This window comes from Curtobacterium oceanosedimentum, from assembly GCF_040545555.1.
Lineage (GTDB): Bacteria > Actinomycetota > Actinomycetes > Actinomycetales > Microbacteriaceae > Curtobacterium.
This window is the reverse complement of sequence record NZ_JBEPMD010000002.1, coordinates 284962-303507: the sequence shown is the minus strand read 5'-3', so window position 1 is coordinate 303507 and position 18546 is coordinate 284962. Positions and strand designations below refer to the sequence as shown.

General features: G+C 72.1%; 20 protein-coding genes. 16 read left to right on the top strand and 4 right to left on the bottom strand.

The genetic code is table 11. From position 1 onward, the window contains the following. Nucleotides 1-60 precede the first annotated feature (60 nt). From ABIC52_RS03340 to ABIC52_RS03330, 3 genes are read left to right on the top strand one after another with little or no spacing between them, the layout of a single operon-like run. On the top strand, nucleotides 61-582 hold the full coding sequence (locus ABIC52_RS03340; RefSeq protein WP_126891040.1) for a helix-turn-helix domain-containing protein: 522 nt from the start codon (nucleotides 61-63) through the stop codon (nucleotides 580-582). A gap of 51 nt (nucleotides 583-633) precedes the next feature. Further along, nucleotides 634-1749, top strand: coding sequence for a GNAT family N-acetyltransferase (locus ABIC52_RS03335; RefSeq protein WP_354026614.1), 1116 nt, complete (start codon nucleotides 634-636; stop codon nucleotides 1747-1749). After that, on the top strand, nucleotides 1746-2468 hold the full coding sequence (locus ABIC52_RS03330; RefSeq protein WP_354026613.1) for an alpha/beta hydrolase: 723 nt from the start codon (nucleotides 1746-1748) through the stop codon (nucleotides 2466-2468). Before ABIC52_RS03335 ends, ABIC52_RS03330 begins: the two co-directional genes overlap by 4 nt. A 77-nt stretch (nucleotides 2469-2545) precedes the next feature. On the opposite strand, the gene ABIC52_RS03325 is transcribed toward ABIC52_RS03330, so the two are convergent. Then, entirely contained in the window at nucleotides 2546-3901 is a 1356-nt protein-coding gene (locus tag ABIC52_RS03325) for an APC family permease (RefSeq protein ID WP_354026612.1), read from the bottom strand. Between the two features lie 166 nt (nucleotides 3902-4067). On the opposite strand from ABIC52_RS03325, the gene ABIC52_RS03320 reads away from it, so the two are divergent. From ABIC52_RS03320 to budC, 3 genes are all read left to right on the top strand, one after another. Next, nucleotides 4068-4829 carry an HAD family hydrolase gene (locus ABIC52_RS03320; protein WP_126891037.1) on the top strand — a complete coding sequence of 254 codons (762 nt, stop codon included), beginning with the start codon at nucleotides 4068-4070 and terminating at the stop codon, nucleotides 4827-4829. 82 nt (nucleotides 4830-4911) lie between these two features. Continuing rightward, nucleotides 4912-7422 carry a glycoside hydrolase family 65 protein gene (locus tag ABIC52_RS03315; RefSeq protein ID WP_126891036.1) on the top strand — a complete coding sequence of 837 codons (2511 nt, stop codon included), beginning with the start codon at nucleotides 4912-4914 and terminating at the stop codon, nucleotides 7420-7422. 181 nt (nucleotides 7423-7603) lie between these two features. Further along, nucleotides 7604-8371 (top strand): meso-2,3-butanediol dehydrogenase, encoded by a 768-nt coding sequence (budC, locus tag ABIC52_RS03310; protein WP_209675658.1) that lies wholly within the window; start codon nucleotides 7604-7606, stop codon nucleotides 8369-8371. A 15-nt stretch (nucleotides 8372-8386) separates the two neighbouring features. Here budC and ABIC52_RS03305 read toward each other — a convergent pair whose 3' ends face one another. Next, nucleotides 8387-8902, bottom strand: a complete 516-nt coding sequence (locus ABIC52_RS03305) for a DUF1697 domain-containing protein (RefSeq protein ID WP_354026611.1) — start codon at nucleotides 8900-8902, stop codon at nucleotides 8387-8389. Nucleotides 8903-9013: 111 nt separating this feature from the next. On the opposite strand from ABIC52_RS03305, the gene ABIC52_RS03300 reads away from it, so the two are divergent. From ABIC52_RS03300 to ABIC52_RS03290, 3 genes are all read left to right on the top strand, one after another. Further along, nucleotides 9014-9586, top strand: a complete 573-nt coding sequence (locus tag ABIC52_RS03300; RefSeq protein WP_126891033.1) for an ArsR/SmtB family transcription factor — start codon at nucleotides 9014-9016, stop codon at nucleotides 9584-9586. After that, entirely contained in the window at nucleotides 9583-10854 is a 1272-nt protein-coding gene (locus tag ABIC52_RS03295) for an MFS transporter (RefSeq protein ID WP_126891032.1), read from the top strand. The genes ABIC52_RS03300 and ABIC52_RS03295 overlap by 4 nt, the downstream gene beginning before the upstream one ends. Before the next feature lie 186 nt (nucleotides 10855-11040). Next, a complete protein-coding gene (locus ABIC52_RS03290) occupies nucleotides 11041-11520 on the top strand; it encodes a hypothetical protein (RefSeq protein WP_126891031.1) in 480 nt (159 codons plus the stop codon). Nucleotides 11521-11645: 125 nt separating this feature from the next. Here the strand turns inward: ABIC52_RS03290 and ABIC52_RS03285 are convergent, their stop codons facing one another. After that, on the bottom strand, nucleotides 11646-13118 hold the full coding sequence (locus tag ABIC52_RS03285; RefSeq protein WP_354026610.1) for an NCS2 family permease: 1473 nt from the start codon (nucleotides 13116-13118) through the stop codon (nucleotides 11646-11648). 148 nt (nucleotides 13119-13266) lie between these two features. On the opposite strand from ABIC52_RS03285, the gene folE reads away from it, so the two are divergent. The 7 genes from folE (at nucleotide 13267) to ABIC52_RS03250 (ending at nucleotide 17810) form a co-directional block, all read left to right on the top strand. After that, complete coding sequence (gene folE, locus ABIC52_RS03280; RefSeq protein ID WP_354026609.1) at nucleotides 13267-13878, top strand: GTP cyclohydrolase I; 612 nt, start codon at nucleotides 13267-13269, stop codon at nucleotides 13876-13878. Further along, the gene (gene folP / locus ABIC52_RS03275) at nucleotides 13875-14813 is read left to right on the top strand and encodes a dihydropteroate synthase (protein ID WP_354026608.1); all 939 of its coding nucleotides are present in this window, start codon (nucleotides 13875-13877) and stop codon (nucleotides 14811-14813) included. Before folE ends, folP begins: the two co-directional genes overlap by 4 nt. Beyond that, nucleotides 14810-15565 (top strand): pyrimidine reductase family protein, encoded by a 756-nt coding sequence (locus tag ABIC52_RS03270; protein ID WP_354026607.1) that lies wholly within the window; start codon nucleotides 14810-14812, stop codon nucleotides 15563-15565. Before folP ends, ABIC52_RS03270 begins: the two co-directional genes overlap by 4 nt. Before the next feature lie 43 nt (nucleotides 15566-15608). Further along, a complete protein-coding gene (locus tag ABIC52_RS03265; RefSeq protein ID WP_354026606.1) occupies nucleotides 15609-16313 on the top strand; it encodes a hypothetical protein in 705 nt (234 codons plus the stop codon). Next, the gene (locus ABIC52_RS03260) at nucleotides 16310-16504 is read left to right on the top strand and encodes a hypothetical protein (RefSeq protein ID WP_209675646.1); all 195 of its coding nucleotides are present in this window, start codon (nucleotides 16310-16312) and stop codon (nucleotides 16502-16504) included. Before ABIC52_RS03265 ends, ABIC52_RS03260 begins: the two co-directional genes overlap by 4 nt. A gap of 17 nt (nucleotides 16505-16521) precedes the next feature. Continuing rightward, nucleotides 16522-17175: an HAD-IA family hydrolase gene (locus ABIC52_RS03255; protein WP_126891027.1), complete on the top strand. Its 654-nt coding sequence runs from the start codon at nucleotides 16522-16524 to the stop codon at nucleotides 17173-17175. Between the two features lie 89 nt (nucleotides 17176-17264). Further along, the gene (locus ABIC52_RS03250; RefSeq protein WP_058750492.1) at nucleotides 17265-17810 is read left to right on the top strand and encodes a type 1 glutamine amidotransferase domain-containing protein; all 546 of its coding nucleotides are present in this window, start codon (nucleotides 17265-17267) and stop codon (nucleotides 17808-17810) included. A 114-nt stretch (nucleotides 17811-17924) separates the two neighbouring features. Here ABIC52_RS03250 and ABIC52_RS03245 read toward each other — a convergent pair whose 3' ends face one another. Further along, the gene (locus tag ABIC52_RS03245) at nucleotides 17925-18422 is read right to left on the bottom strand and encodes a molybdenum cofactor biosysynthesis protein (RefSeq protein WP_209676520.1); all 498 of its coding nucleotides are present in this window, start codon (nucleotides 18420-18422) and stop codon (nucleotides 17925-17927) included. Nucleotides 18423-18546: the final 124 nt, after the last annotated feature.

The following is an 18546-nucleotide window of genomic DNA, read 5'->3' as shown; positions in this document are numbered from 1 at the left end:
GGGAGGCTGTCGTGTCCGTGTCGTGGTGCTGTCGCCCCCGTCGTTCCTAGGCTCGGCACCATGAACGAGATGCGGATCGCCACCCTCCGACGCGAGCGTGGCTGGACCCAGGAACGCCTGGCCGAGACGAGCGGCGTGGCCGTGCGGACCGTGCAACGACTCGAGGGCGGGAGCGACGCGAGCCTCGAGACCCTGTCCGCGATCGCCCGGGCGCTCGAGGTGCCGGTGCGCGAGCTCTTCGCGCAGGACGACCTCGCGGAGCTTGAGCCGGGTGTGCGCGGGCTCGACGAGCGGACCGAGGCCGCAGCGGCTGCAGCTGCGTCGGAGCAGGCCGCGCGTGACCGGTTCGTCGGCGGGTTCTGGTCGCTGTACTCCGCGATCGGGGTCGCCTTCGGGATCGTCACGGTCCTGCTCCTCGTCCTGCACGTGTGGTCCCCGCTGGTGTTCCTGCTCGTCGGGGCGTACTGGGCGGTCGGGCGGCTGGCCGGACGGTTCCTGCTCGACTCCGTGCTCAGCCCGTGGCTCGACCGGCGTTGGCCGCTGTCGTCGGCGACCGACGTGCCGGTCCGTGCCGCTCGCTGAGCCGACGCCGGTCCGCGTCCCGAGGACAGGACCGGGCGGTACCGTCGAGCCGTGACGATCGCACTGCGCCGGGTGACCGCCGAGGACTGGGACGTCTGGCGCCCCGTCCGCCTCGCCGCCCTCACCGACGCGCCCCAGGCGTTCGGCTCCCGCCTCGAGGACTGGCAGGACGCCCCGGAACACCGGTGGCGGACACGGTTGTCGCTGCCGGGAGCGGTCGACCTGCTCGCGGTCGAGGACGACGTCGTCGTGGGGATGGCGAGCGGGGTCCCCGACGCGGACGACCCCGCGCTGGCCGAACTGATCTCGATGTGGGTCGCGCCGGACGCCCGTGGACGAGGGCTCGTCGCGCTCCTGGTCGACGAGGTCGCCCGCGTGCTCGTCGCGCAGGGGGTCGCGCACCTCGAGCTCTCCGTCGTGCCCGACAACGACCGCGCCCGCCGGGCGTACGAACGCATCGGGTTCACCGCGACGGACACCCCCGGCGACCGGCTCCCGGACGGGCGGCACGAGACCGTGATGCGCCGCGACCTCACCGCCGAGCGCACGCTCCTCGCCTACGAGCGCGGTGCGGACCGCTACACGGAGCGGACCGACGACCACCGCGCGGGGCTCGTCGACGACCTGCTCGCCCTCGTGCCCGAGCGCGCGCACGTCCTGGAACTCGGCTCGGGCCCGGGTCGGGACGCAGACGCCCTCGAGTCGGCGGGGCTGCGTGTCGACCGCACCGACGGCAGCGTCGCGTTCGTCGACCGCCTCCGCGCCGCCGGGCACGACGCCCGGGTGCTCGACGTCCGCCGTGACGGCTGGGGCGGCCCGTACGACGCCGTCTTCGCGAACGCCGTGCTGCTGCACGTCCCGCGGTCGGACACCGGCACGGTGCTCGAGCGTGCCCGACGCGCGGTCCGCCCCGGCGGGGTGCTCGCGGCGACGGTGAAGCGCGGCGACGGCGACGGCCAGGGCGACGGCTGGAGCGACCGGAAGCTCGACGACCCCCGCTGGTTCACCTACTGGGACGAGGACGCCCTCGCCGGTGCCGTCACGGGCGCCGGGTGGGTGGCCGTCGACGTGCGGGAGACCACCCGCCCCGGCGCCGAGGAGCGCTGGTTGACCGTGACGGCCCGTCGGCCCGAGGAGGACGGACCGGACGAGGAGGACCGATCGTGAACCGTGCACTCCGCTGGACCGCCTGGGTCGTCACCGTGGTGGTGCTGCTCGCGGTGGTGTTCCTCGTGTACGCGAACATCGTCATGCAGGGCACCAGGAGCGCTGCACTGCAGGTCTGGCGCGACGACCGCGTGGCCGTGCGCGACGCCGGTGACAGCGTGGTGATGACCCCGACCGGCGCCGACGACGGCAGGGGGATCGTCTTCATCCCGGGCGCGAAGGTCGACCCGTACGCGTACCTGGCGACCTTCCGGCAGGTCGTCGCCTCGGGCACCACCGTCGTCATCACGAAGCCGACGCTCAACCTGGCGTTCTTCGACACCCGCCCGCTGTCGACCTTCGAGGCGCACGCCCCCGGAGTCCGCACCTGGGCGGTCGGCGGCCACTCGCTCGGCGGGGTCCGCGCGTGCCAGCTCGCGCAGGACGCGGACGGGCTGCTGCTGCTCGGCAGCTACTGCGCGAACGACGTCGCCCGCTCGTCCGTCCAGGTCCTCAGCGTCTCCGGCTCCCGTGACGGCCTCTCCACACCGGAGAAGGTCGCCGCCGCCCGCGACGAGCTCCCCTCCACGGCGCGGATGGTCGAGATCGCGGGGGCGAACCACGCCGACTTCGGCGCCTACGGCGACCAGCCCGGCGACCGCTCGGCGACGATCTCGCGCGAGGACGCGCGGGCGCAGATCAGCGCGGCGATCGAGAAATGGGTGCGCACCCTGGGCTGACGCGACCACACGACGGACTGGAGGCTCGGTGCCAGCCGGCACCGAGCCTCCAGGCCGTCAGCTGGTGGCGGGACCGCTCAGTGGATGCGACCCGCCTCGTGGTCGCGTCCGGTCCGGCGGCCCGTCGCGCGGGCGACGAAGTACAGCACCACGCCGACGGCGAGCAGCATCGCGGCGTAGAGCCAGACCTGGCCGCTCTGCTGCGTCAGCAGCAGGATGCAGGACGCCACCCCGAGCACCGGCACCCACGTCCACACGCGGAAGTGATCGTGCTCGACCTTGTCCTTGCGCAGCACCAGCACGGCGACGTTCGTGCTGATGAACACGAAGAGCAGCAGGAGCACGACGGTCTCGGCGAGCGTGCCGACGTCACCGACGAGCGTCAGGAGCATCGCGACGACGGTGGTCGCGACGATGGCGACCCACGGGGTCTTCCGGTTCGGCAGGACCTTCGCGAGCAGGGCGGGCAGGAGCCGCTGCTCCGCCATGCCGTACGTGACGCGGCTCGCCATGATCATGGTGAGGAGCGCGCCGTTCGCGACGGCGACCAGGGCGATGGCACTGAAGACCCAGTCGGGGATCGGCACGCCGGTCGCCGACACGACGGCCAGCAGGGGGCCGCTCGAGTCGGACAGCTCCGAGGCAGGCAGGGCGATCGAGCTCGCGAGCGCGACGAGCACGTAGACGACGCCGGCGGTGGCCAGGGCGCCGAAGAGTGCTCGGGGGTAGACGCGGCGGGGCTCGCGGACCTCCTCCGCGATGTTCGCCGAGGTCTCGAACCCGACGAACGAGTAGTAGGCGACGATCGCGGCGCTCAGGGTCGCGAGTGCGGGGTTCGCCTCGGCGGGGAAGGCGCCGACCCGCGAGACGTCGCCGCCTCCGCCGCCGAGCATGATCGCGACCACGACGATGACCATGACCAGGCCGGAGACCTCGATGATCGTCATGACGACGTTGCTCTTCAGGGAGTCCGAGATGCCGCGGGCGTTCAGGCAGGCGATGAGCGCGAGGAACACGATCGCCGTCGGCACCGGCGGCAGGTCCACGAACGTGCCGAGGTAGTCGCCCGCGAACGCCAGGGACAGGCCGGCGGCGCTCGTGACCCCGGCGGCGAGCATGCTGAAGCCCACGAGGAACGACACGATCGGCGTCTTGTACGCCCGTTCGGCGAACACCGCGGCGCCACCGGCCTTCGGGTACTTCGTCACCAGCTCGGCGTACGAGCCCGCGGTCAGCAGTGCCAGGAGCAGCGCGAGGACCAGCGGTGCCCAGAGCGCGCCACCGACGTCCTTCGACAGGGTGCCCATGAGGGCGTAGATGCCGGCGCCGAGCACGTCGCCGAGGATGAAGAGGAACAGGAGCGGGCCGGTGATCGCCTGCTTGAGCTTCGAGCCCGCGCCGTGTTGCGGGGGAGCGCTGGTGTCGCTGGTCATGGTGGTGCCTTCCGTCGCGCCCACCATCGACGCGGAGTGGTCCGAGCCCTCTCGGAAGGTCCGCTCGGCGCGGTCGACACAGGTTCTCCCGAGCCTGAGCGTCCGGGCCGGGGCGGTCCTAGACTCGATCGGAGCCGAACCGACCACCGAGACCAGAGGAACTCCGATGACGATGCCGGACCGGCGCACGCCCGCACGACTCGCCGACACGCGGGCACTCCTGTTCGACCTGGACGGTGTGCTGACGCCCACCGCCGACGTGCACATGCGCGCGTGGAGCCGCCTGTTCACGCCGTTCCTGGCGGACCGCGGTGTCGCGCCGTACAGCGAGCAGGACTACTTCGACCACATCGACGGCAAGCCGCGCTACGACGGCGTGCGGTCGCTGCTCACGTCCCGGGACATCGAGCTCCCGCAGGGCTCGCCGGACGACGCCCCGGGCAGCGACACCGTGTGCGCGCTCGGCAACCGGAAGAACGCCGAGTTCACGGCCGAGCTGACCGAGCACGGCGTCGAGCCGTACCCGGGTTCGCTCCGGTTCCTCGTCGCCGCGATCGCCGCCGGCATGCAGGTCGCCGTCGTGTCGAGCTCGGCGAACGCGACGCAGGTGCTGCGCACGGCGGGCATCCTCGACCACTTCCCGGTGGTCGTCGACGGGCTCGTCGCGCGCCAGGACGGCCTGGCCGGCAAGCCCGCGCCGGACACCTACCTCGACGCCGCCGGACGCTTCGGGCTCGCCCCGGCCGAGTGCGTCGTCGTCGAGGACGCCACGAGCGGGGTCGAGGCCGGCCGGAACGGCGCCTTCGGGCTCGTCGTCGGCGTCGACCGCGGTGCCGGTGCCGACGCGCTGCGCGAGCACGGGGCCGACGTGGTCGTGCGCGACCTCGCCGAACTCGTCGACCAGCTCCCGGCCCCGCGCACCAGCTAGTCCCCCCACCCGGAACGGCCCCGACGGCGTGGCCAGACCGTCCGACCACCGCACGACTCCTCCCTCCCACGGAGCACACGCCATGAACCCCATCACCTCCGACCCCCTCGACCGCGTCCGCTACCCGGTCGACGAGTGGGCACTCGTCGAGACCGAGTACGCGCCGGACGAGCAGGGCGTCGCGGAGACGAACTTCGCGGTCGGCAACGGCTACCTCGGCCTGCGCGGCAACCTCGACGAGGGCCGCGGCGGCGTGCAGTACGGCACGTACGTCAACGGCTTCCACGAGACCTGGCCGATCCGGCACGCCGAGGACGCCTTCGGCTTCGCCAAGACCGGGCAGACGATCATCAACGCGCCCGACGCCAAGGTCATCCGGCTGTACGTCGACGACGAGCCGCTGGTGCTGGCCGAGGCCGACATCCTCCGGCACACCCGACGCCTCGAGTTCCGCGGCGGGTACCTGTACCGCGAGACCGAGTGGTCGACGCCGTCCGGCAAGCGGGTGCTCATCCGGGCCCGCCGGCTGGTCTCGTTCACCGACCGGCACCTCGCCGTCATCGACTACGAGGTCACCGTGCTGGACGGGGACGCCTCGATCCTGCTGTCGAGCCAGATCCTCAACCGGCAGGACGTGCAGGACGAGTACCACGCGGGCATGCGCGCCGCGGCGAACGCCTTCGATCCCCGCAAGGCCGAGGCGTTCACCGAGCGGGTGCTCGAGCCGAAGCTGAAGCGCAGCACGGGCGGCCGGTCCCTCCTCGGCTACCAGGCGTCGAGCTCGGGCATGACGATCTGCGTCGGGGTCGAGCACCACCTGGAGACCGAGAACTCCTGGGACGAGGCGTCGTCGATCGAGGACGACCTCGCGAAGCACGTCTACCGCGTGCAGGCCCGGGCCGGCGTGCCGATCCGGCTCGTGAAGCACATGGTCTACCACACGTCCCGCGGGGTGCCGGCGCGGGAACTCGCCGATCGCTGCGAGCGGACGCTCGACCGTGCTCGCGCCGAGACGGTCGAGGAGACCTTCGCCAAGCAGCGCGCGTGGATGGACGACTACTGGACGCGCAGCGACGTCGAGATCCCGGGGCAGCCGGCGATCCAGCAGGCGGTCCGGTGGAACCTGTTCATGCTCGCCCAGGCCACCGCCCGCACCGACGGGCACGGCATCGCGGCGAAGGGCGTCACGGGCTCCGGGTACGGCGGTCACTACTTCTGGGACATGGAGATCTACGTCCTGCCGTTCCTGTCGTACACGGCGCCGATCGTCGCGCGGAACGCGTTGCGCTTCCGCTACAACATGCTCGACGCTGCCCGGTCGCGGGCGCGCGAGCTGAACCAGCGCGGAGCGCTCTTCCCGTGGCGGACGATCAACGGCGAGGAATCATCGGCGTACTACGCGGCCGGCACCGCGCAGTACCACATCGACGCGGACATCGCGCATGCGCTCATGCAGTACGTGCGGGCCTCCGGCGACACCGACTTCCTCAAGCGCGGGGCGATCGACATCCTGGTCGAGACCGCCCGCCTGTGGTCCGACCTGGGGTTCTGGCGCTCGAACGGCGACAAGAAGTTCCACATCGACGGCGTCACCGGTCCCGACGAGTACACGACGGTCGTCGACGACAACCTCTACACGAACGTGATGGCACGGGCGAACCTGTGGTTCGCGGTGAACGCCTGCCGGCAGCTCGCGACCGACGACCCCGAGGAGTACGGCCGCATGGTCCGCCGCACCGGGCTGGTCGACGACGAGGTCACCGAGTGGGAGCACGCCGCCGAGTCGATGGAGATCCCCTTCGACCCGCACCGTGGCATCCACCCGCAGGACGCCCAGTTCCTCGACAAGGAACTGTGGGACCTCGAGAACACCCCCGAGTCGAAGCGACCGCTGCTGCTGCACTACCACCCGCTGGTGATCTACCGGTTCCAGGTGCTCAAGCAGGCCGACGTCGTGCTCGCGCTGTTCCTGCAGGGCCACGAGTTCACGGCGGCCGAGAAGCGTCGCGACTTCGACTACTACGACGCCCTGACGACCGGTGACTCGACGCTGTCCGCCGTGGTCCAGTCGATCATGGCGGCCGAGGTCGGGTACCACGACCTGGCGGCGCAGTACTTCCTGACGGCGCTCTACGTCGACCTCGCCGACCTGCACGGCAACACCGCGGACGGCGTGCACATCGCGTCGACGGGCGGCATCTGGGGTGCGCTCGTGAACGGCTTCGGCGGCATGCGCGACCACGGCGGCCGGATGACCTTCAACCCGCGGCTGCCGAAGGACTGGGAGCGCCTGACCTACCGCATCCAGGTGCACGGCTCGCGCGTCCGGATCGACCTCGAAGAGGACACGATGACCTTCACGGTGGAGACCGGCGACGGCTTCACCGCGTGGGTGCACAACCAGCAGTGGGACGTCACCGCGGGGGCGCCGACGGTCGTGCCGCTGGCCCACCACGGCCCGCGGATGAGCGGGCACGCGCCGACCACGAGCGACATCCAGGGGACGCTCCGGGCGGACGGTTCCGTCATCACCGCGTCGATCCCGATGATCTCGCTCGACCGCGGGCTGGACGTCGACGAGACCACCGCCTGACGGTCCGGCCTGGAGGCGCGGTGCGGGTCCGCCCCGTGCCGCGCCTCCTCCTGTTCCGCCTGCACGCGCGTCCGCTTCCGCCTGCACGCGTGTCCAGCAGGAGGCGGGCAGCGTGGTCGTCCGTGCCCCCGGGCCGACGGCGTCTCCTGCGGCACGAGCAGTGCATCGAGAGGAGACACACATGGACAAGCGGTTCGAGGGCAAGGTCGCGATCGTCACCGGAGCCGGGTCCGGCATCGGTGAGGCGACCGCGCGGGCGTTCGTCGACGAGGGCGCGGACGTGCTGCTCGTCGACAGCGTCGAGGACAAGGTCCGTGCCGTCGCCGACAGCCTGCCGACCGGCCGTGCGGTTGCGCTGCAGGCGGACGTGGCCGACCCGGCCGCGTGGGAGACGATCGTGTCCGACGCGGTGGACCGGTGGGACCGCATCGACGTGCTCGTGAACAACGCCGGCACGTTCACCTCGGGTGACATCACCGACATCGAGCCGGACGAGTGGCACCGGGTCATCGAGACGGACCTGTCGAGCGTGTTCTACGGCACGCGGGCAGCGCTGCCGTTCCTGCGGGAGACGACGGGGTCGATCGTGAACACGTCGTCCGTGTCGGGCATGGACGCGGACTGGCGGATGAGCCCGTACAACGCCGCGAAGGGCGGGGTCTCGAACTTCACGAAGGCCGCCGCGCTCGACAACGGGCAGTTCGGCGTCCGCGTGAACGCCGTCGCGCCCGGGCTCATCTGGACGGACATGACCCAGCAGCAGGCCGAGGACGAGGAGCTCCAGCACGAGTTCGCGGAGCGCGTCTCGCTCGGTCGCGGTGGGCGTTCGGAGGAGGTCGCCGCCGCGGTGCTGTTCCTGGCCAGCGACGCGGCGTCCTACATCACGGGTGCGGTGCTGCCGGTCGACGGTGGGACGACCGCGAGCAACGGGCAGCCGGCGCAGTCCTGACGCCCCTCGCGCAGCTCAGAGCAGCTTGCGCAGGGTGTTCGTGTTGCGGGTCGTCGTCGAGCGCTTGAAGCGTGCGGCGGCGGCCCGCTTCGCGAACGCGGTGTCGGTGCTCGACCCCTTGGGGCAGGACCAGTAGACGACACCGTCCCCTCGGGTCACGCGCTCGACGGCGTCGTCGGTGTCGAGGTCGGCGACCAGGTCGGCGAGTGCGGTGTCGTCGGAACCGAAGACGACGTAGTCGTGACGATCCGGAGCGGAGTCGAAGGGGAAGGTGTCGACGACCGCGGCGAGGCGGTCGTGCGGCACGAGGACGATCCAGGCGTCGTACCCGAACCGGTCCCGCAGGCCCTGCTCGATCCTGGTCTTCACGTCCGCCCCGTCGCCCGGCGCGCTGAACACGACGTTGCCCGAGGCGAGGACCGTCCGCACGTCGGCGTACCCGAGGTCCGCGAACAGCGACGCCAGGTCGGCGTTCCGGATCGTGATCCCGTTGACGTTCACCCCGCGCAGCAGCGCGACCCACCTGGCCATGTCGGAACCGTAGCCTGCTCGGCGGCGGTGGGGCGAGCCTCCCGGCCGATCCGCGACGACCATTGCGCAAGGGGCGTTGCGCAAGAAGTCTTGTGCATCTATGGTCGAGCCATGGACGTGCAGCGACTCGACGACGCGGCGCAGATGCGCGCGCTCTCCCACCCCACCCGGCTGCGGCTCGTCGGGCTGCTGCGGACCGGTGGCCCGCAGACCGCGGCGATGCTCGGCGACCAGGTCGACGAGGCGCCGGGGACGATCAGCTACCACTGCAAGCGCCTGGCCGACGCCGGCTTCATCGAGCCGGCACCCGAGCTCGGCACCGACCGACGGGAGCGCTGGTGGCGGGCGGTCGCGCAGCACACGTCGTGGGACCTCGCGGACGGCTTCGACGACCCCGACCGGATGGTCGCCGGCACCGCGCTCGACCGGACCGTCGCGCAGGCGTACGCCGACGAGTACACGGCGTTCCTCGACCACGTCCCGGCCTTCGGGCGCGAGTGGGTCGCGGCGTCGAACAGCGGCGACCGGACCCTCCGGCTGACGGTCGACGAGCTCCGTGCCCTCGGGTCGGAGCTGCAGGGCGTCCTCGACCGGTGGGAGGCGCGGAGCGCCGAGCACGAACCCGGCGACGGTTCCGAGCGGGTCACCGCGGTCGTCCAGAGCTACCGCTCGGCGCGCCCGTGAACGCGCACTGGCGGCTGCGGTCCCTGCTCGCGGTGCAGGTCGTCTCGCGGACGGGCAACGTCGCGACGACGATCGCGGTGCCGTTCGTGGTGCTCTCGCGCGGCGGGTCGGCGACGGACGTCGGCATCGCGGCCTTCGCGGCGACGGTCCCGATCGTGCTCGGCGGAGCCTTCGGCGGCGTGCTCGTCGAGCGCTTCGGCTTCGTCCGGTCGAGCGTGGCGTCCGACCTGGTCAGCGCCGCGACGCTCGTCGCGATCCCGCTCCTGGCGTGGACCGTCGGGCTGCCGGCCTGGGCGCTGCTCGTGCTCGTGTTCCTCGGCGGCCTGTTCGACACCCCGGGGGAGTCCGGCCGGCGGGTGCTCCTGCCGGGACTCGCGACGGCGGCGGGGATCCCGCTCGAACGCGCCGTCGGGCACTTCGAGGCGTCGGTCCGCTTCTCGGTGCTGCTCGGTGCCCCCGCGGCGGGACTGCTCGTGGGCGCCGTCGGGCCGTTGCCCGCACTGGCCGTGACCGCCGCCGTGTTCGGGGCGGCAGCGGTGCTCGCTGCCCTCACGCTGCGGGGCGTGACGGTGCACCCGGAACCGGACGCAGTGCCAGCCGAGGCGTCGGCCGGGTACTGGCGCGACCTCGGCGCCGGCCTGCGCTTCTGCGTGCGCGACCCGCTCTTCCGGCTCGTCATCGCGCTCGTCCTCGTGACGAACCTGCTCGACGCGGCGCGCTCGACTGCGCTGCTCCCGCTCTACGCCGACCGGGTGCTCGACGGCGCGCAGTCGCTCGGGATCGTCAGCGGGACCTTCGGCGGTGCGGCGTTCCTCGGGTCGCTCGCGTTCGGCTACGTGGCGCACCGGGTACCCCGACGGATCACGTTCGTGGTGTGCTTCGTGCTGGCCGGGGGACCGTCGCTCGTGGTGCCGGCGCTCGGTCTCGGGCTGCCGTGGGTGCTCGGCGCGTGCGTGCTGTCCGGCTTCGCGGCGGGCGCGCTCAACCCGATCCTCGGAGCCGTCGAGCTCGAGCGCATCCCGTCGCACATGCGGGCCCGCGTGTTCGGGCTCCTGTCCGCTGGGTCGTGGGCGGGCATCCCGCTCGGCGGACTCTTCGGCGGCATCGCGGCGGACGGCATCGGGGTGACGGGGACGTTCGGGATCGTGGCGGTGGTCTACACGGTCGTCACGCTGTCGCCGTTGCTCGGCGGGTCGTGGCGGCTCATGGAGCGGCGGACGGCTGCCGCCGACACGCCTGCGACGCGGCCGACGGTGCCGGTGCCGTAGCCCGGCGGGGTCGTCGTCACGCCGCACCACCGGAAGCACGTCGCGCCACGGAGTTTCCTGGCGCGACGTGCTTCTCGTTGTGCGCGAGCGGGTCGAACACGAGCATGACCGCACCAAACGAACGACGAAGTAGCGGTCCCGCACTTGCTCGGAGCGACCCGAGCAACGCTCCGGTAGACGAGGAGCATGACGGACGAGCGCAACGCAGACGGCCAGGCAGCCGACGGACAGGGACCGGACGACGCACACGTGGTGCCCGAGGGGGTGTCCGAGGCGACGGTCGAGGCCCTCGGCACGCTGTCGGCCGCGCTCGAGGTGCTCGAGCACGCGCGTGGCCTGCTGTACGGGTTCCACCGGCTGACGGGGACCGCTGACCTCAACCTCGGCGAGGCCGTCGAGCAGCTCCGGAAGGCCGGGCACACCGAACTCGCCGAGCGGATCGACACCGAGCTGGTCGGGCGCAACGTCATCGACGGGCGCTGGACGTTCCAGATCGTCGAGGACTACGACGACAACTACTACGCCCTCGCCAAGGAGCTCGAGCAGACCGCGCGCGACCAGCTCGTCGGGGGCAAGCGCCACCTGTACGAGGCGAGCATGAAGGAGGACCGGCGCACCCCGGGCCGACGCCGCCACGAGGCCAAGCCGGCCGACCTGCGGGACTGACCCAGCGCCTCCCGGCCGGAGGAGCCGGACGCGCTCTCGCGAAACGCAACGTGGGCGGCCCCTCGCAGCGGAATGTCGCTGCGAAGAACCGCCCACGTTGCGTCTTGCGGAAAGCGGCGGACGCGCTACCCGACGCCGAGCAGCGCCTCGAGCGGCCCGCGCGCGAAGTACAGCAGGAAGCCCGCGGCGACGACGTAGAGGAGCCACGAGACCTCGCGGCCGCGGCCGGACAGCAGCTTGATGAGCACCCAGCTGATGAAGCCGGCGCCGATGCCGTTCGCGATCGAGTAGGTCAGCGGCATCACGACGATCGTCAGGAACGCCGGCAGTGCCGAGCCGAAATCCGTCCAGGAGATGTCCGCGACCTGCGCGACCATGAGGGCACCGACGACGACGAGTCCGGCGGCAGCGACCTCGAGCGGGACGACCTGGGTGAGCGGCGTGAGGAACATCGACGCCAGGAACAGCAGACCGGTCACGACCGAGGCCATGCCCGTGCGGGCGCCCTCGCCGATGCCCGACGCGGAGTCGATGAAGACGGTGTTCGACGACACCGAGGCACCGCCACCGGCGATGGCACCGACACCCTCGACGACGAGCGCCGACTTCAGGCGGGGGAAGGTGCCGTCGGGCTTCGCGACACCGGCGGCCTTCGCGAGACCGGTCATCGTGCCCATCGCGTCGAAGAAGTTCGTGAAGACCAGGGTGAAGACGAGCATCGACGCGGCGACCGGGCCGATGCGGGTGAAGGCACCGAAGACGTCGGCGTGCCCGACGAGCGACAGGTCCGGCAGGGCGAAGAGGGCGTTCGGCAGGCCGGGGGCGTTGAGGTTCCAGCCGGTGGGGGAGTCGACCGAGGTCGGGACCGTGAAGATCGCCTGCAGGATGATCGCGACGACCGTCGTGCCGACGATGCCGATGAGCAGCGCGCCCTTGACCTTGCGGGCCATGAGCGTCCCGATGACGACCAGGCCGATCAGGAACACGATCGTCGGCAGGGCCGCGACGGAGCCGTCCTCACCGAGCTGCAGCGGCGGCGAGGCGTTCTTCGTGGTGCGGACGAACCCCGAGTCGACCAGACCGATGAACGCGATGAACAGACCGATGCCGACGGTGATCGCGGCCTTGAGCTGCGCGGGCACGGCCGTGAAGATCATCGTCCGGATGCCGGTCAGCGCCAGGATCACGATCACCACGCCGTTGATGACGACGAGGCCCATCGCCTCGGCCCAGGTGACCTGGTGCACGACGCTCACGGCGAGGAACGAGTTGATCCCGAGGCCTGCGGCGATGCCGAACGGCAGGTTCGCGACGAGGCCCATCGCGATCGTCATCACACCGGCGACGAGGCCGGTCGCGGCGGCGACCTGCGCGTTCTGCAACCAGCCGCCGAGGACGTCCTGCGGGGCCTGGTCCTGGCTGAACCCACCGAGGATCAGCGGGTTGAGGATGACGATGTACGCCATCGTCACGAAGGAGACGAGACCACCACGGATCTCTCGGGGGATGCTCGATCCGCGTTGCGTGATCGAGAAGAAGTGGTCGAGGCCGGATGCGAAGCGGTTCCGGGGCGGGGTGTCGGTCTGCTGGGCGCTCACCGAACGAGTTTACAGAACGCTGGGAGCACGGCGCGTCGCCCTGGCTCGCCCGTGCTGACGGACGGGAGGCGCGACCCGCCACCGCGGAGTACGGTGCGTCCGGCAGGCGGCCGCGTTCTGCGGCCATCCGACGGTGTTGGATGAGTGCGTGAACGAACGTCTGGACCGCGCGCGGGTCGAAGCCGCCGTGCGTGAGCTCCTCCTCGCCGTCGGCGACGACCCCGACCGCCCCGAGCTCGAACGGACCCCGGCACGCGTCGCGGACTCGTACGCCGAGTTCTTCGCCGGCATGGGGGTCGACGCCACCGCGATCGCACGCTCCGGCGCCGTGCACTCCGAGGACGGTGAGCGCGGGCAGCTCGTGGTCGTGCGGGACGTCCGCTTCCGCTCGATGTGCGAGCACCACCTGCTGCCCTTCATCGGGGTCGCGCACCTGGCCTACGCGCCCGGGGAGCAGCTCATCGGGCTCGGGACCCTGTCCCGTGTGCTCGACGCCGTGGCCTCGCGGCCGCAGCTGCAGGAGCGGCTCGGCGAGCAGGTCGCCGCAGCCGTCACCGAGGGGCTCGACGCCGACGGCGTGCTCGTCGTGCTCGACGCCACGCACCAGTGCGTGACCGCCCGCGGCGAACGGCAGTCGGGCTCGTCGACGGTGACCGTCGCGGCGACCGGCTCCCTGGCCGACGCGGCGGGGCGGGCCGAGGCGATCGCGCTCATCGGTGCCGGTGCCGGTGCCGGTGCCGACCACGGGGCGGACGCATGACGAGCGAGCAGCCGACCACGGGCCTCCAGGCCGTGTCACCCGCACCCGGCTGGATCGTGCCCGACCTGCGCGACCCGGTCCGCACGATCGGGCGTCGCACCTTCGACTTCGATCGCCGCATCGCCGTGATGGCGATCGTGAACCGCACGCCCGACTCGTTCCACGACAAGGGTGCGACCTTCGCGCTCGACCGGGCCGTCGAGGCCGCCGTCCGCGCTGCCGACCAGGGCGCCGACTGGGTCGACATCGGCGGAGTGAAGTTCGCGCCGGGGCCGGAGCTGTCCGCGGAGGACGAGATCGACCGGGTGCTGCCGGTCGTGTCCCAGCTCGCCGAGCAGTCCGACGTCGTCATCTCGGTCGACACGTTCCGGCCCGAGGTCGCGGCGGCGACGATCGCCGCCGGTGCCAGCGTCGTCAACGACACCACCGGGCTGTCCGACCCGCGGATGGCCTCCGTGGTCGCGGACTCCGAGGCGACCATCGTCATCACGCACTCGACCGCGCCGCCGCGCCAGGAGCTGCCGACGCCCCCGACGTACGACGACGTGACCGTCTCGGTCGTGGACTTCCTGCGCGAACGGGTCGACCGAGCGCTCGCCGCGGGCATCCCCGAGTCGCGGATCATCGTCGACCCCGGGCACGACCTCAACAAGAACACCGTGCACACGCTCGAGCTCACCCGGCGTCTGCCCGAGGTCGTCGCGCTCGGCTTCCCGGTGCTCGCAGCGGTGTCGAACAAGGACTTCGTGGGGGAGTCCCTCGGACGTCCGCGCGGTGCTCGCTTGTCGGGGTCGCTCGCCGCGGCCACGGTCAGCGCGATGCTCGGCGCCCGGGTCGTCCGCATGCACGACGTCGTCGAGAGCGTCGACGCCATGCGCATGGTCGAGGCGGTCCTCGGCTGGCGCGAACCCGTGGAAGCGAGGCACAACACGTGAACAGCCCCTCCCTGCCGACGTCGATCGCGGACCTGTCCGACGACGACCTGCTCGACCTGTACACCGCGGACGTGCCCGAGGGGTCCTGGCTGCGGGTGAACTTCGTCGCGACGCTCGACGGTTCGGCATCCGCGTCGGGTCGCACCGCCTCGCTCGGCGGCGACGACGACCTGCGGGTCTTCGACCTGCTCCGACGGGTCGCCGACGTGGTGCTCGTCGCCGCGGGCACCGTGCGCGACGAGGAGTACGGGCCGATGGTGCTGCACGACGAGGACGTGGCGTGGCGCCGGGAGCACGGGATGTCCGACCACCCGGTGTTCGCGATCGTCACGAACTCCGGGTCGATGGACGCGGGGTCGCGGGTGTTCACCGAGGCACCGGTGCGGCCGATCGTGCTGACGTCCGGGTCCGGGGCGTCGTCCTCGTCGGGGCGGGCTCTCGCGGACGTCGCCGACGTGGTGGAGTGCGGCTCCGCTTCTGTCGACGTCGGTGCGGTGCGCTCGGCGCTCGCGTCGCGTGGGCTCGACCGCATCCACTGCGAAGGTGGTCCGTCGTTCCTCGGGGCGCTCGTGGCGGCCGACGCGGTGGACGAGCTGACGCTGACGGTCGACCCGACGCTCGAGGGCGGGGAGGGGCCCCGGATCGCGACCGGGTCCTCGCCGGAGCTGCGGCGCATGCGGCCCGCGCACGTGCTGCTCGGCGACGGGGGCGTGCTGTTGACGAGGTGGGTGCGCGACCGTGACGAACGGTGACGAACACCGGTACTGAAACGTCACATGTCAGTAGGCTCGTGGCATGGTTGCGATCTCCTTCTCCCCGCCCCTGACCGGCCGGCCACTCGTCGCAACGGGAGCCGTCCTCGTCGCCCTCGTCAGCGGCCTCGTGACTGCGCCCGACCCAGCGGCCGCTGCCCCGGGGTCCTCGACGACCTCGACCGAGCGGGGCATCCGGGACCTCGTCGAGCAGGCGCAGTCCTGGGATGCGCTCTCCGACAGCGAGACCACGGCGGCGGTGGCGGTCTGGTCCGGTTCGGGACGGACGTCCTCGAGCGGACTCCCCCTCGACCTCGCACGAGCGCAGGCCTTCGTGACGGTCGACGGGACGGTCCTCCGGCTGCCCTTCGCCGAGGGTGCGGACGTGTTGCCCGAGTCCAGCGTCACGGCCGTCCTCGACGGCGGGCGCGTCAGGACCTGGAGCGAGCTGGTCCTGACGCCGAAGACGGCCGACTCGGGTCGCCTGCAGACCTGGATCAACGGGATCGCCGGTCTCGATCGTGACGTCACAGCCCAACCGGCGGCGCGCTCGACCTGGTGGAGCCGGTTCTCGTCGTGCCTGAACAGTGCCGGGGTCGCAGCACGGGCCATCACGGCCCTCACCATCGCGTGTTCTGCAGCGTGCCTGGTCACGGCGGGTGTCGGCTGCATCGCCTGCATCACTGCTGCCGGCGCGGCGACCAGCGGGACGATCTCCTTCTGCGCCGGGAAGGCGAGCCGAGGGTGAATCGCCGATCGACCCGGCGCGGCTCGATCGCCGCTGCCGTGCTCTGTGGTTGCGCTGCGGTCGTCATGGTGGGCGGCCGCATGGTCCCCGCGCTCCGAGAGGTCCAGGCGGTGGTGTGGATCACGACCCTGGCGCTGATCGTCGCTGCGGGTGCGGTGATCATCCGGAACCGGCGATCGGGTGACCGGTAGCGGCTAGGGTCGGACGCGTGATCGACGTCGTGGTGTCCGGGGTGCTGTTCGACATGGACGGGACGCTCGTCGACTCGACCGCCGTGGTCGAGGACGCCTGGAGCCGCTTCGGGGCGGAGCACGGCATCGATCCCGCCGAGATCCTCGGCTTCTCGCACGGCCGCCAGACGATCGACACCGTGCAGCGCTTCCTGCCGCACCTGTCCCCGGACGAGCAGCGGGCCATCGTCGAGACGATGATCGCCGCCGAGATCGGGTACACCGAGGGCATCGTCGAGGTGCCGGGAGCGGCGGCGTTCGTGCGCCGCCTGCTCGACGCCGGCGTGCCCGTCGCCCTCGTCACGAGTGCTCCGCGGGCGCTCGCGGTGGAGCGGATGACCGCCGCGGGCGTCCCCGTGCCCGAGGCGCTCGTGCCGTCCGAGGACGCCGAGCGGAGCAAGCCGCACCCCGAGGGCTACCTGCGCGGCGCCGCCCTGCTCGGGGTGCCCGCCGAGCGCTGCCTGGCGTTCGAGGACGCTCCCGCCGGTGTCGAGGCCGCCGTCGCCTCCGGGGCGACGACCGTCGTCGTCGGGGCGCTCGAGGGACCGGTCACCGAGGGCCTGCCGCGCATCGCGGGGTACGACGGCATCGAGGTCGTCCGCGAAGGGTCCGCTTTCCGCATCCGGGGCTGAACGTCGGCTCCGGACTGCGAACGTCCCCAGGGCGAGCGGACGACCGTGGTCGTCGCGCCGGGAGACCCCCGGCAGCGGAAGGAGCGACCATGGCAGCCCTCGACGGCAAGAAGATCCTCGTCATCGCGACGAACTACGGCGTGGAGCAGGACGAGATCGTCGTCCCCACCGACCAGCTCCGCGAGCGCGGTGCCGACGTCACGGTGGCGGCGCAGGAGTCCGGTTCGATCGAGACCCTCGTCGGCGACAAGGACCCGGGCAAGTCGGTGTCCGTCGACACCACCATCGGCAGTGTCAGCGGTGCAGGCGACTACGACGCACTGGTCGTCCCCGGTGGCACCATCAACGCCGACACCATCCGCCAGGACTCGGACGCGGTCGCACTCGTGAAGGCCTTCGCCGAGGCGGGCAAGCCCGTCGCCGCGATCTGCCACGGCCCGTGGACCCTCATCGAGGCCGGTGTGCTGCAGGGCAAGACCATCACCTCGTTCCCCTCGCTGCAGACCGACGTGCGCAACGCCGGCGCCGAGTGGGTCGACCAGGAGGTCCAGGTCGACGGCGGCCTGATCACGTCGCGCAACCCCGACGACCTGCCCGCCTTCGTCGACGCGATCGAGCAGGCACTCACCGCCTGACCCCGCTCGCACCACACAACCTGGGCGGTACGTCGCAGCGCTCCATCGCTGCGAGGTGCCGCCCACGTTGCGTTCCGCGGGACGGGCGGAACGGGCGGGACGGGGCCGACGCCGTCAGAGTGCGACCGGCCGTGCCGTGCGGAGCACCGCGGGGCCGAGGGTGAGCACACCGTCGGACTCCGGGTCGCAGCGCACCCCGCCGCGTCCCCGCATCGCCCGGAAGGCACCCGGTGCCACCTCGTGGTCCATCCACGCGCACGGGTTCGCCGGCCGGTACCCCCGGAAGCGCACCGGGCCGCCGGAGCCCGGGCTCTCGAGCGAGAACGGCTCGCCCCGGAGCGCCTCGACGTCGGCGCCGCGCAGGTACACGTTCCGCCGGGTCGCCGCGGGGTCGATCGCAGCGCCCACCGCTTCGCCCACGGCGTCGAGTCCCTCGAGCCCGATCACGGTCACGGTGGCGTGGACGTGCGCCCGTGCGGCGAAGTAGCGGTCCCCCACGATGCCGAGCCCCGCCCGGAGGTCGATCCGGTCGCGCAGCTCCGGACCCTCGGCGGGCAGCGCACCGTCCGCCGGACGCCCCTCGTACCGGTGGCGCGGGGAGACGAGCAGCATCGCGACCTCGACGTCGGTGCGGAAGGGCAGGTCGCCGGGGCCGGCCACGGGGTCGACGGAGGGCACGGCGCCCACGGTAGTCGCGCCTCCCGGCCGGCCCCGCCGCCCCCACTGCCGTGTCCGA